Genomic DNA, 12945 nt, shown 5'->3' on the forward strand with positions numbered 1-12945 from the left:
ATGCTTCACCCTTTAACCCCATGCAATAACACCGCTTTCAAGCAAAAATCCTGCGGAACCCCCTCCTCATTGAAGGAAATATGAAATGTATCCCGGCATAATGGCGTGGCGTTCTCGAGCATAGATATGATTTCTTTTTGTGCTTCTGCTCGCGTGCCTGCCCTTTCAATCCAGCTGGCATATTCAAGGGGCAAGTTCCACTTTAATCGCTCCGAGTAATGTAATGAGTTTTCAGCAAACATTTCCCGCCATTCAGAAAGGGAGCTTTCGCGCACTTGTGACGGATCGCGGAGCTTATTTACACTGTTGATGAAATGATCAAGGACCTTGTCCTCCGGGGCGTAATGATCAACAAGTAAGAAATGTCCACCCTTCTTCAGAACACGAGAAATTTCTTTCACTGCCTTTCGTACATTTGGAAAGTGATGGGCTGCATAACGGCACGTAACGATATCAAACATTTCATTAGGAAAAGGGAGAGTTTCGGCGTCTGCCTGCTGGAACGCTACATTTTCACAACCGCGTTCCTTCGCATAATCAGTCGCCACCTTCACCATTTCTTCCGTGATGTCGACTCCCATGCACTTCTTAACGAACGGTGCAAAGGCAAGCGCAGTATGCCCGGCAGCTGTGCCTATATCGAGTACGTTTTCCTTGCCTGTTAACGTTACTGCTTTAACGATTACGTCCAGTTCCTGGCCTGCAGCAAACAGCTTCTCGTCCCGGTATTTCTCGGGATTTTTTGCAAATTGTTGCTGGACCGTATTTTTCGCATCTGCCATTGTTTATTCCCCCTTGGAAATTATTGTTCTTATATGTATATTATCGATTAGACACGTATTCGTCTAAGATATATAATCTATGAAAGTCATAGATTTAAACTATGGAGTTGGTATGGATGGAGATACGCTTATTACAATATGCAGTGGAGATCTATCGAAAAAATAGTTTTACAAAAGCAGCCGACAGTTTACATATCGCCCAGCCGTCGCTGAGCCAGCAAATCCAAAAGCTTGAAAAGGAAATCGGTGTCCGGTTGTTTTCACGCGGACAAGGACGAGTCATTCCAACACCTGAAGGCATCCGTTTCATTGAGAAAGCGCAACAGATCTTAAGGCAGCACGACGACCTTTTGCGCGAAATGCACGAAAATAACGAGGGCATCGGATCAGAATTTACAATAGGTGCGCCTGCCGTCACAGGCGGTCACGTGCTGCCATTGCTAATAAAAAGCTTTTTGAAGCGATACCCGCAAATGAAGGTGCGTCTCATTGAGGAATCAACCGAGGAGTTGGAGAATTTAACAATTCAAGGTGTTGTTGACCTGTCGGTTTTACCATTACCGATAGAAAGTAACCGGTTGGCTACTCGTCTGATGCTGACAGAACCATTGCTGCTTGCCGTTCCACGCGAAGAAAAAGACTGGATGTCGGACCAAATCCGTCATTTCGTTCGTTCCGCGGATGAAAATGACCAAGTCACGGAGGGAACAGTTCCTTTGGCAGAGTTGTCCTGCTCACCGTTTATCTTATTAAAACAGGGATTCGGCTTTCGGCGGATTGTGTTAGATCTCTGTGCTGACAGCGGATTTCAACCGCAAATTGATTTCGAAACAAGCAATATCGAGACAGCTCAATCTCTAGTCGCATCCGGCTTGGGAGTGACCATTGTTCCAAAGATGGTCATGCGGCAACATGCAAATGTTAATCCGTTGTATATTCCGCTCCAATCACACCCGACTCGAACAGTGGTATTTGCTTATTTGAAAGAGCGATACTTAAGTCTGGCGGCAAGGGCATTCATGGACGTGTATGAATCGCAAAATCCGGTACCATAAAAATGGGAGAAGTAAACTTATAGAAGTTGTCATTTTAAAAGCAAAAAAGTGCACCGAATGGTACACCTTTAAAAATCTGGCTCCATATGTTCTCCAATCCAAGCTAAACTTTTAAGCAAGGCTGCTGCCTTTTCTTCAATGCTTGGATAGGCATCTTCCCCAAATGCACTCTGTTTTGGACGATTAACTGCACATCTTAGAAGACCTTCATTTTTCAAACCTTGCTGTTCTTTTGGCGAATACAGTCTTATTTGGTGGATATTCAGAAAAATTACCTGGTGCTCTATTAAATATTTTACTTCGTCCATAGTTCCCTACCTATCAACAAGGCTTCTGAAAGTTTGGTCGTATTCATTTCTCATATCATTTACTGGCTCTAAGAATTCTTTGTCAATTCCCTTGGGTAGCTTAAGGAAGCTGAAAAAAATTGAATTTGAGGTAGGGCTTATAGCTGGATAGATTCCACAAGGACGGTTCGAGACCACTGAAAAAACACACATTAAAGAAGACAGATTAAAGACATTTTGACCATAAATAATAAAAAAGAGAAGTGCCCGCTCAACACTTCTCACTAAAACCACTACCATCAAAGTAGTACGATTACCACCCTTTTCCCCCTAGGGCCCCGGGTGGTTTTCTAGTATTCTATTCCGATTTACCGAAAGAACTAAGCACTAATTTCTCATTCATTTTAAACTGATGCATAAGAACCGTCCCCATGCTTCACTTTTGCCTCTTCAATGATGTTTTTTATGTTTTGATATTGTTCTTGTGTTAGTTGTATGGCTGGTTCTTTGGTGTATGGGGTGATGTCGAGTCCTTTTGCTTTTACTGCTCCTTTTATGGCTGCGATGAATAGGTCGGTAGTATCGTATAGCTGCATTAAGGCAGCTATTTGGCTGCCGCATTTTTCGACAGTGACAAAGTCTTTATTTTCATAGGATTTATGCAAAGTGGCAAATAATTCAGGTTCCACATTGGTTAATCCACTTAGGACCCCGTCGCCGCCAGAAATACGGTTCACGATATAATATTCATCAAATCCTGATAGCACTGTGAAATCTGGTCTTGCCGATTTGACTTTTTGGATGATTTTTCTGGTATGGCTGATATTGTCAACGGTATCTTTGATGGAGACAATATTTTTATATTTCATCGCTAATTTATATACCAATTCCGGACTTAAGTCATTTCCTGTCCGCGCCGGGAAGTTGTATAACATAATAGGCAAATCGACTGATTCAGCAATTTTTCCAAAAAATCTTTCGGCTGTTTCTTCCGTTGGCCCAAAATAATAAGGTGAAATGATCACAAGGCCATCCGCGCCTGCATTCTTACAGTACTCCCCTAATTCAATCACTTCGTCCATGTTGGTTCCGCCGATACCCACAAGCACCGGAACTCTCTTATTCACTTTTTCTACTGCAAAATCTACGAGTCTCCTTTTTTCCTCTAAGGTGAAAGCAAAAAACTCACCAATGCTGCCAAAGAACAGAATGCCATTGATTCCACCATCAATTAAATGATCAATATGTGCTTCCATTTTTGGAAAATCAAATTTTCCGCTTTCATCTAATATTGTAATAATTGGTGTAAAAATACCTTTAAACATCTTCATCTCATCCTTTTACTATTTATTTTATAAGACTGGCGGTCAGCACCGTTAATTTGCTTTTTTAAGTACGGCACTTTGGTCGTAAGCTGCCATTCTCTTGTTTAAAAATTTTATTTTCCTCACATTTTTTGCATACAGTCCGGTAATGATTGGTACGACAATTGCCGTAACAATGAGGGCCGTGGCCACCAAAGCGGTTGCTGCTGGTGCTGCTGCTTTAAATTCCGGAACGATTTCCGCCACCAACATCGGTGTGGCGACAGCAGCCCCTGCGGTACTGGAAGCAGCAATCCCGGCCGTGCCATTTCCTTTACCAATGAAAATATCTGTAATAATTAATGGAATCCCTGTAATGACAATAACAGCTAAAGCAAAAAATACGCCAAGCAGTCCTGTTTCAGCAAGAACCGTTAATTTAATGCCATTTCCTAATGAAAAAGCGAAAAACGGAATCAATACAGGAATTGCTCTGCTCAAGAATTCTCGAATGTCACTGTCTAAATTCCCAAGGATATATCCAATAACAAATGGCAAGACAATCCCCATTAATAGGTGAGGCTCAAATGAAGCAATTCCTGCTGTTCCTAAAATAATCAAGGTCATCAAAGGGCCAGATTCAATATTCATTAATACAAACGCGCCCGCTTCTTCTTTTGTCCCATATTGGTCCATAAGGGAAGCATATAATCCTGTATTCGTCATATCCATCGCAGCCACTAAGGCAAGAGTGGAAAGCCCTGCAAAGAAACCTGATTCTATCATTCCATTACCGAGAAATTGGGAAGAAGCATAAGCAACAACCCAGGCCGTTCCGACTTTTGTGACTAATAGCGTTCCTGATTTTCTTAACACAACACCCGTTGACTTTAATTGTATAGAAGCTCCTAAACAAACAAACCATACTGCTAAAATAACGGTCGTTCCAGTTGTAAGGCCTAGAGTAAATGACCCCAAGTACTTCGCCAGGTCAGGGAAAAATGTATTAACTAAAGCACCCATAAAGAGTGGTACAACCATCAAGCCACCAGGAATTTTTTCAACGGTTTTCATGATCTTCATTTTTATTGCCTCCCTCGTATATTTTTTATCAACAGGTTAGTGAAAACCCTTTCATAAAACCATACACCTCCCACCAAATTTTCTCTGGTGGAAAATGTGTTTAAGCAGGGGATACAAATCCAGCTCTCAGTGAAATTCGCCTTGCCAAATCGATAATTTCTCGCTTTGCTTCCTCTTGCTTTTTTTCAAAATTGCTGGTGAGCATGGTTACACTTACTGCTGCGATGATTTCATTTTCATGATTTCTAATGGGCGCGGCCACACAGGCAAATCCCTCTACCGCTTCTTGGCATTCCAGGACGTAACCGTTGTCATTCAACAACATAATTTGCTCCCACATCTCCCTCAACGTTGTGACGGTATAAGGTGTTTTAGGGTCTAGGTTTTTCCCCTCATATAGCTCTTGCAGCTGCTCGAAACTATATTTGGATAAGTGGGCCTTCCCCATTGCAGTCGCATGTGCAGGAAATTTCATTCCCGGATCGGTGGCAAGTCTTACAGGGGATGAGCCCTCTTTCTTAGCCACATACAAAATTTCGGTACCATCTAAAATGGAGAGCTGCAAAGTTTCATTTAATTGTTTCACGCTCGAAACCGCTTCCGTTGAAAATGTGGCAATAAGATCAAACCGGCTAAAATACAAGGCACTTAAGACTCCCATCCTCATTCCAAGAGAATATGTATCATCCCTTTCCTTTTTAATCCACCCTAATGATTCCAAGGTATTTAACATGGAATAAAGGGAGCTTTTGTTGATATTCAATGTATTTGAAAGATCAATCAACCGGTATTCATTGGGCTGGTTTGCAATGATGTTCAGAATGCTATCTGCTCTTTCTATGGCTGGAACCCAATATTTTTTATCCATTTTGAAAACCCTCTCATTTTGGTTTACTATACTAAACCAAGTTTTTCTAACTAAACCTATTGTAGCACACTTATTTTCATCTGTGTATATAAAGTTTTTAACTCTAAAAAATTTTCTGAAAACAATTTAAGGCGGTGTTCTAGTTTTCCCCTGTCACGTTGCATAAATAACAAATATGACAGCGAGATCTTTAATTACGCAGCTGGGAACTCCTATTAGATTGTCAACAACCCCATTAAGGAAGGCTTTTTTAATAACATAGGAGTAAATAAATCCTCAGTGGTAATCGGGGAAATTTAGGCTATCAGCACTCAAATTAATCACCCCCTTCTCTCTCCTTCAAAAATGTAATACTTCTGCCCAACTGTTTAGTCATCTGACTACCTAATCTTGAAAAAATGTTTTTTCTAGTGGAATCCGTGTAAAATGGGGGTAATGATTAAAACTTGAGGTGGATAATATGTCTTGGAAGATTAAGAGTTCTACAAATGAAAAAGTAGATCGTTTTCAAATCACAAAGGATCAGGTCATTCTCCCAAATGGGGATGAAAAGGCGTTTTCCTATATAGATTTTGCAAAAGGTGTGTGCATCCTTCCGATTACCGATAATAATGAAATTGTCTGTATAAAACAATATCGCCACGCCATGGAAAGCTGGCAATGGGAGCTGCCAGCGGGAATGATTGATGATACCGACCCTACTCCTCTGGAAACGGCAAAAAGGGAACTAGAGGAAGAAACAGGCTACAAGGGTGAGCACTGGCTGGATCTAGGAAGCTTCTACCCTTCTCCTGGTTCTACAAGCGAGGAGATTCATTTATTTGCAGCAGCAGGGTTAACAGCAACGGAGCAAAACCTGGAAAGCAGCGAACAAATTGAAGTACATAAAATCTCGATGAAAGATTTAAATAACCTAATTAAATCTGGTGAATTCAAGCACGGCGCAGGGCTGGCGGCTATATTGCGATATAAGCTAATTGTGGATTAAACGGGAACAATACCTTATTGTTAAGCTCAGAAGCGTCTGTACAAAATACTCTTTCATTGAACACTGATTATATTAAAAAAAAGCTTGAGGATCTATTAATCCTTAAGCTTTTTTAACAGGTAATATCTAATCTGACTATCAGGTCATCAACGCCCTAGTATCCGCTTTTCTAAATAAAACCGTACTTTTTAGTGGTCTCAACCGTCCCTACGACTCACAAAAATAATGTTCACATCTATTATCGTTCAATCAATTTCAACAAATTGTTGCCCCTGCCCAACCTAATCAATTGTTCAATTAAACCGATTCAAAGCCTAGCCACTAGAGGAATTAAACTGCCACTTTTACAAAAATGCCTGTCGGTCAGACAAACGTTTAATTAAACTGCCCCAAAACGTTGATAAATCAACATCCTGCTCCCTATTCGTAAAAATTTTGATGAATGATGCCAAAATAAGACAGCTCATTTCTGGCAGTGGAAACACAAACTCGGAAATCACCTAATTTCCGCCAAATCTCACTACCGATTTTACTAAATAAACGTTTGATTAAAACAAAAAAACGATGGATATAATCATTTTCTCATCGCTTTTCCGCAAAAAATTTTGTCATTTAACCAAATGATTGATTAGTATCAACATGAACCTTACCGTCAACTGGATTTATATTTATTATCGCAGCAGAAGAATGTCGAATCTTATATAAAGATTCCACAGGGACGGCTTCCATGATCTTTTTTTGGTGCTCCCCCATAAAAAGCCACTAGAACTCCCCATGGTCACCCAACAATCATTTGGCCCGACTAGCGGATAAGAGCTAGTCGGGCATTTAGCCATTTTATGGGTATAATCTTTACGCAAAATTTTTGATGGGCACTATTTAACACGAAATCAAAAACCGGAAATCCCCCTGGATGGTCCCTTCACCCTAATTTTTTATAAAATAAATCATTTAATTCAAAATTTATTGAAATAACGGAAATCCTTTATTATAATTGTTACTAATTTAAGAATTTTTTAAATCCTTTATTACATTAAAAGAAAAAGGGGGAACACGGGTTGAGTATGAATCCACGTCCAGAAGCAGCTTTAGAAGAAAAAAAGAAAAAGACGTTTAAACAGCCGGACGCCTATGTGCTGATGTTTGTAATTGCACTGATTGCGGCTATTGCCTCTTATGTCATCCCGGCAGGAGCATTTAAGAGAGTGGAAAATGGGGGCATCACTTCTGTCATACCGGGCAGTTATCACGGTATTGAGCAAACTCCGGTCAGCATTATTAAATTCTTTTCAGCAATACCAGCAGGAATGGCCGCCTCGGCTTCTATTATCTTTTTAGTTCTCTTTACAGGCGGTACGCTTGCTATTCTTGAAAAAACAGGTGCCGTCAATAGTCTCATCCATTCAGTTGTTGATAAGTTTAAAACCAAGCAATTATTATTTATTGCCGTAGTTGGCCTATTATTTTCTTTCTTAGGAACGACCGGGATTGTTGTGAACTCTGTTATCGGCTTTATTCCGCTGGGCCTAATTGTTGCAAGAGCTCTTAAATGGGATGCAATGGTTGGAGCTGCCATTATTTATTTAGGTGCTTATTCAGGATTTAACTCTACCATTTTATCGCCTACGCCTTTAGGGGTTGCACAAAAGATGGCAGAACTTCCAATGTTCTCTGGTATGGGCCTCAGGCTTGTAAACTACTTGGCTTTCACGTTAGCAACCATTGGCTACCTCTACTTTTACACCAAAAGATTACAGAAAACTAAGAAAAGTCTGTTAGGTGATGAGTGGTTTCCGGACCAAAATATTCAAGCAGCAAAACCGGAAAAACTTACCTTCCATTGGAAGCATAAACTGATTTTAGCGGTTACAGCATTATCACTAATTGGTTATGTGTATGGAGCTTTTAAATTAGGTTGGACCGATGTGGAAATGGCTGCTATCTTTATTTTCATTGCTGTTGCCGCAGGAATCATTGGCGGCATGAAGATTAACGATATTGCCAAAACCTTTATCGGCGGCTGTCAGAAGCTGATATATGGTGCACTCATTGTGGGGATGGCAAGATCGATTTCGATTGTCTTACAAGACGGGAATATGCTCGATACGATCGTTAATTCGCTTGCCAATTTGTTGCATGGCTTAAACCCGGTATTTGGCGCAGTTGGCATGTATATCTTAAGTGCTTTCTTACATTTCTTTATCTCATCCGGAAGCGGAGAAGCCGTTGTCTTAGTACCAATTCTTACGCCGCTGGCCGACTTAATGCATATTACACGTCAGGTTATGATCCAAGCCATCATGCTTGGTGAAGGTGTGGTAAACTGCTTTAACCCAACATCTGGAGTTTTAATGGGGGTTTTAGCTGCCAGCGGTATTCCTTATACAAAATGGGTACGATTCATACTGCCTTTAGTGGCCATCTGGTTTATAATTGGACTCATCACGATTGTCATCGGAGTTTTAATCAACTGGGGACCATTCTAATTAAAATAGAGGGTGTATTATGAATTATTACGACCGCACAAAAGAAAGTTATCCTCATTTAACAAAAGGCTTAAAAAAAATCGCAGAAGCACTGCTGGCAAATCCGATTATGTTTGCCACCTATTCTGCGAAAAAAAATGCAGAAACGCTGGATGTTAGTGAGACAATGGTGGTCCGATTTTGCAAAGCGATTGGCTATCACGGCTATCGTGAATTACAGCTGGATGTCCAGCATTCACTGCTTTCGTTAAAATTGGATTCCGATGAGCTTTTTCAAAAAAATGAGAATTCATTTGAAAGCATTATGAATGTAGATGCGCAAAACATTCAGCAGGCATCTTCCAATATCGACTGGAATACAGTGGAACAAGTTGTTGAAACGCTAATCAAAGCAAAAGAGATAAAAGTTGTAGGATACTATCATTCTTTTTCATACGCACACTGGTTTTCGTTTATTCTTAATAGTTTATTATCAAACACATCGCTATACCGCCCGGAAACGGATACCGGAATTATGAAAGAAGGAAAAGAGCACTGTGTCGTGATTTTCTCCTATTACCGTTATGCCCTTGAATCAATCAGAATTGCGGAAGAAGCAAAGGAAAACGGGAATACGGTGATCATCATTACCGATTCGGTGCTATCACCCATTAGTCATTTGGGAGATTATGTGCTGTCCATCCAAATCGCGCAAAACTCCATATTGGAAAAGGGTCCCGTTACCTTTTCCCTGTTAAATTCGATTCTTCTTCATCTCGCAAAAAGAATGGAAAAAGTAGAATTAGTGAATCCGATTAAAAAATATTACATTAAGTAAAGAAAGGGATGGCTAAGGTGGCTACACCAACTTTACCAAAAACATTAAAAGAAAAAATCCTGGAAACTTTTGATTATCTTCATAAAAATCCCGAGCTAAGCTGGGAAGAAATAGAAACCACGAAATATATTGAACAAATTTTAAAGGATGCAGGCTGCCACCAGGTCGTCAGCTTCGATGATTGCACTGGTGTGATTGGTGATATCGGGAATTTTAGCGGCGATCGCCCGATTATTGCGATTCGTGCCGATATGGACGCCTTGTATCAAGAAGTAAACGGAAAGATGCAGGCCAATCATTCATGCGGACATGATGCCCATATGACGATGGTTTTAGGCGTTTTATGGAGTATCCAGCATAATGAACAGCTGAAAAAGCAAATCGGCATCCGTTTCATTTTTCAACCGGCAGAAGAAGTTGGGGCCGGTGCGCTGAAACTAGTTGAAAAAGGCATCGTAGACGACGTCGATTATTTATATGGCATTCATCTCCGTCCAATCCAAGAAATGAGAACCGGATATGCAGCACCAGCAATTGTTCACGGTGCAACGCGGTCGATCGAATTTGAAATAAACGGCGATGATGCCCATGGAGCCAGACCACATTTAACCCAAAATGCCGTTGAAATTGGCGCCTATATCATGAATGCACTTCATTCCTTGTATTTTGATCCCAATATTCCGCATTCTGCGAAAGTAACAAGATTTTTGGCTGGCGGCAAAAATACAAATATTATCCCAGGAAAAGCATCTTTAGCCATCGATATGAGAGCACAAACAAACGAACTGATGGATACTATGCATACTGCTGTGCTTGAGATTATTAAAAATGCACAGGTAATCTATCAAACGAATATTGAGATTACAAACGATTACGGAATTGTCGCGGCAGAGTCAAGTGAAGGGGCACAAGAGTTTGCTGCCAAAGCGATTGAAAATGTGTTAGGCAGTGAAAAATTAACGCCTCCTGTGAATACTCCTGGTGGGGACGACTTCCATTATTATAAAGTAAATAAACCGCACTTAAAAGCAACCATGATTGGATTAGGTTGTGACTTAGCACCAGGTCTGCATCATCCTTATATGCATTTTGAGATTGAATCCTTATTGAATGGAGTCAGTATCTTTAACGAAATCTTAAATATACACGCTATGGAGGATTAGGAAATGGAATCCCTACGCATTGATAAAGTAAACCTGCATATTATTGAAGTATCGTTAAAGGCGCCTTTTACAACCAGCTTTGGAACCATTCAATCGAAGACGGTCGGGATTGTCGAAGTGGTTGACCAATCCGGCCTCTCCGGCTGGGGAGAAACCGTAACGTTTGATGTGCCGGAATATAATGAAGAAACGACTGTGACAGCCATACATATGTTGGAGAAATTCTTGATTCCTGCCATTCTAAAAAAAAAGATCGCCCATCCAGATGAAGTGTTTGATATGTTTCATTTTGTGAAACGAAACAATATAGCGAAAGCTGCGATTGAAACCGCGATATGGGATGTTTTTGCGAAGAAAAACGAAAAACCGTTACACCAAGTTCTGGGCGGCTTGAAGAAAGAAATAGAGGTAGGCAAAAGTATCGGAATCCAGCCAACTCCTGCCCATTTAGTCGATAAAGTTGAGCAGTATGTTAATGAAGGATTTAAAAAAATAAAAGTGAAAATTGCGCCGGGTGCTGATCTTGAGTACATCCGTGCTGTACGTGAAAAGCTGCCTGATGTCCCATTAATGGCAGATGCAAACTCTGCGTACACCCTTAAGGATATCGAACATTTGAAAAAATTAGATGATTACAATCTGATTATGATCGAACAGCCATTAGCACATGATGATATTATTGATCACGCTAAACTTCAAAGACAGCTTCAAACACCTATATGCCTGGACGAAAGTATTTACAGTTTTGAAACAGCTAAAAAAGCGATTGAGTTGGGCAGCGGCCGCATTGTAAACATTAAAATTGGACGTGTCGGCGGCCATCACGAAGCAAAAAGGATTCACGATTTATGCCAAAGCCACAATATTCCGGTATGGTGTGGAGGCATGCTAGAAACCGGCATTGGAAGAGCCCATAATATCCATATTACCTCATTGCCAGGTTTCACGATTCCTGGTGATACAGCACCTTCTGACCATTATTGGGATGAAGATATCATCTGTCCAGAAGTAACCATGGACAATGGAATCATCGAAGTTCCAACAGGCGCTGGAATCGGATATGAAGTAGATCGGAATAAATTAAAGAAAAGACTGGTTAATTTGATTAGCTTTTGATAACAGTGCCTGTCACCACCCGATAATGTCGAGGAGATTTCGACAATTTGCGGGTGGTGACAGGCACCCGAATCTATCGGGTAGGAATCAAACATGAGAACCGCCCCCTCGCTTCTACAAGGAAGTAAAGTTAGACTGGGAAGAATTAAATATTCTCTCCTTAAATCGTTCCTGCAAGGTCCTTGTAATAGTCCCTGTTTTCCCTCCATTAATTTCCTTATCTTCAACTCGAACAATCGGCATAATTTCTAATGATGTGCTTGTAATGAATATTTCATCTGCTTGGATCATTTCATCTGGGGTGAACTGTTTTTCGATAAATGGAATTCCAGTCTCTATTGCGATGTCCTTTACTGCCATTCTTGTAATTCCAGATAAAATATGTTTTGAAAGTGGTGTTGTAATGATGGATGAATTTTTTACTATATATACATTAGAACTCGTTCCTTCCGTCACTTTACCATCTCGTACTAAAACTGCTTCTAGAAATCCTTTCTCATAAGCAGATTGTTTAGCCAAAATATTCGGCAATAAGTTTAGTGATTTTATGTAACAGTTTTGCCAACGTTCATCCAGGCACAGCATGACGCCGGCTCCTTTTTCTCCCATTTGAATTGTTCGAAAAGGTTTAACAGTCATTGATACAGATACGGAGCAGTCTGGAAATAGATGGTTTCTTGGTGCTATCCCCCTTGTCACTTGTACATAAAGATCTAGATTGGTTAAGCCGCTTTTTTGAATAAGTTTCAACATAGTATTTTTAAGGGCATCACGATTAGGATCAATCTGTAATTTTATAGCATATGCACTTTGATATAATCTATCTACATGTTCCTCAAGCATAAAAGGTTTTCCATTATAAATTCTGATATACTCGTATACTCCATCACCAAATTGATGGCCTCTTTCATCAATTGGTATAACCGGATCATTGGAATCAACAAATTTCCCATTAAAATATGCCGAAATCATTTCTACCCTCTCCTTAAGAAGATG

General features: G+C 40.4%; 12 protein-coding genes. 6 read left to right on the top strand and 6 right to left on the bottom strand.

Features of this window, described 5'->3' with window-relative positions; all coding sequences use genetic code 11:
• Positions 1-5 precede the first annotated feature (5 nt).
• The gene (locus tag ACNQGS_RS14100; RefSeq protein WP_491487865.1) at positions 6-782 is read right to left on the bottom strand and encodes a class I SAM-dependent methyltransferase; all 777 of its coding nucleotides are present in this window, start codon (positions 780-782) and stop codon (positions 6-8) included.
• Between the two features lie 116 nt (positions 783-898).
• Here ACNQGS_RS14100 and ACNQGS_RS14105 point away from each other — a divergent pair, with 116 nt between their 5' ends.
• On the top strand, positions 899-1837 hold the full coding sequence (locus tag ACNQGS_RS14105; RefSeq protein WP_491487866.1) for a LysR family transcriptional regulator: 939 nt from the start codon (positions 899-901) through the stop codon (positions 1835-1837).
• A 68-nt stretch (positions 1838-1905) separates the two neighbouring features.
• Here the strand turns inward: ACNQGS_RS14105 and ACNQGS_RS14110 are convergent, their stop codons facing one another.
• The 4 genes from ACNQGS_RS14110 to ACNQGS_RS14125 all read right to left on the bottom strand — a co-directional run bounded on the left by ACNQGS_RS14110 (position 1906) and on the right by ACNQGS_RS14125 (position 5379).
• On the bottom strand, positions 1906-2145 hold the full coding sequence (locus tag ACNQGS_RS14110; protein WP_491487867.1) for a hypothetical protein: 240 nt from the start codon (positions 2143-2145) through the stop codon (positions 1906-1908).
• 383 nt (positions 2146-2528) lie between these two features.
• Positions 2529-3449, bottom strand: a complete 921-nt coding sequence (locus ACNQGS_RS14115; protein WP_491487868.1) for a dihydrodipicolinate synthase family protein — start codon at positions 3447-3449, stop codon at positions 2529-2531.
• 51 nt (positions 3450-3500) lie between these two features.
• The gene (gene kdgT, locus ACNQGS_RS14120) at positions 3501-4511 is read right to left on the bottom strand and encodes a 2-keto-3-deoxygluconate transporter (RefSeq protein WP_491487869.1); all 1011 of its coding nucleotides are present in this window, start codon (positions 4509-4511) and stop codon (positions 3501-3503) included.
• 100 nt (positions 4512-4611) lie between these two features.
• Positions 4612-5379, bottom strand: coding sequence for an IclR family transcriptional regulator (locus ACNQGS_RS14125; protein WP_491487870.1), 768 nt, complete (start codon positions 5377-5379; stop codon positions 4612-4614).
• 460 nt (positions 5380-5839) lie between these two features.
• Between ACNQGS_RS14125 and ACNQGS_RS14130 the strand changes: the two genes are divergently transcribed.
• The 5 genes from ACNQGS_RS14130 to menC all read left to right on the top strand — a co-directional run bounded on the left by ACNQGS_RS14130 (position 5840) and on the right by menC (position 11949).
• Positions 5840-6367, top strand: coding sequence for an NUDIX hydrolase (locus ACNQGS_RS14130; RefSeq protein WP_491487871.1), 528 nt, complete (start codon positions 5840-5842; stop codon positions 6365-6367).
• A 1064-nt stretch (positions 6368-7431) separates the two neighbouring features.
• On the top strand, positions 7432-8853 hold the full coding sequence (locus ACNQGS_RS14135; protein WP_491487956.1) for a YfcC family protein: 1422 nt from the start codon (positions 7432-7434) through the stop codon (positions 8851-8853).
• A 19-nt stretch (positions 8854-8872) separates the two neighbouring features.
• A complete protein-coding gene (locus ACNQGS_RS14140; protein ID WP_491487872.1) occupies positions 8873-9670 on the top strand; it encodes a MurR/RpiR family transcriptional regulator in 798 nt (265 codons plus the stop codon).
• A gap of 17 nt (positions 9671-9687) precedes the next feature.
• Positions 9688-10833, top strand: a complete 1146-nt coding sequence (locus ACNQGS_RS14145) for a M20 peptidase aminoacylase family protein (RefSeq protein ID WP_491487873.1) — start codon at positions 9688-9690, stop codon at positions 10831-10833.
• Between the two features lie 3 nt (positions 10834-10836).
• The gene (menC, locus tag ACNQGS_RS14150; RefSeq protein ID WP_491487874.1) at positions 10837-11949 is read left to right on the top strand and encodes an o-succinylbenzoate synthase; all 1113 of its coding nucleotides are present in this window, start codon (positions 10837-10839) and stop codon (positions 11947-11949) included.
• A gap of 114 nt (positions 11950-12063) precedes the next feature.
• Here the strand turns inward: menC and dat are convergent, their stop codons facing one another.
• Positions 12064-12921, bottom strand: coding sequence for a D-amino-acid transaminase (gene dat, locus ACNQGS_RS14155; RefSeq protein WP_491487875.1), 858 nt, complete (start codon positions 12919-12921; stop codon positions 12064-12066).
• Positions 12922-12945 lie beyond the last annotated feature (24 nt).

This window comes from Neobacillus sp. PVCKKU3 (assembly GCF_058323225.1).

Coding starts and splice junctions, on each gene's coding strand:
- ACNQGS_RS14110 (WP_491487867.1), bottom strand. CDS start 2,145: ATGGACGAAGTAAAATATTTAATAGAGCACCAGGTAATTTTTCTGAAT.
- ACNQGS_RS14140 (WP_491487872.1), top strand. CDS start 8,873: ATGAATTATTACGACCGCACAAAAGAAAGTTATCCTCATTTAACAAAA.
- ACNQGS_RS14100 (WP_491487865.1), bottom strand. CDS start 782: ATGGCAGATGCGAAAAATACGGTCCAGCAACAATTTGCAAAAAATCCC.
- ACNQGS_RS14105 (WP_491487866.1), top strand. CDS start 899: ATGGAGATACGCTTATTACAATATGCAGTGGAGATCTATCGAAAAAAT.
- dat (WP_491487875.1), bottom strand. CDS start 12,921: ATGATTTCGGCATATTTTAATGGGAAATTTGTTGATTCCAATGATCCG.
- ACNQGS_RS14125 (WP_491487870.1), bottom strand. CDS start 5,379: ATGGATAAAAAATATTGGGTTCCAGCCATAGAAAGAGCAGATAGCATT.
- ACNQGS_RS14135 (WP_491487956.1), top strand. CDS start 7,432: ATGAATCCACGTCCAGAAGCAGCTTTAGAAGAAAAAAAGAAAAAGACG.
- ACNQGS_RS14130 (WP_491487871.1), top strand. CDS start 5,840: ATGTCTTGGAAGATTAAGAGTTCTACAAATGAAAAAGTAGATCGTTTT.
- menC (WP_491487874.1), top strand. CDS start 10,837: ATGGAATCCCTACGCATTGATAAAGTAAACCTGCATATTATTGAAGTA.
- kdgT (WP_491487869.1), bottom strand. CDS start 4,511: ATGAAGATCATGAAAACCGTTGAAAAAATTCCTGGTGGCTTGATGGTT.
- ACNQGS_RS14115 (WP_491487868.1), bottom strand. CDS start 3,449: ATGTTTAAAGGTATTTTTACACCAATTATTACAATATTAGATGAAAGC.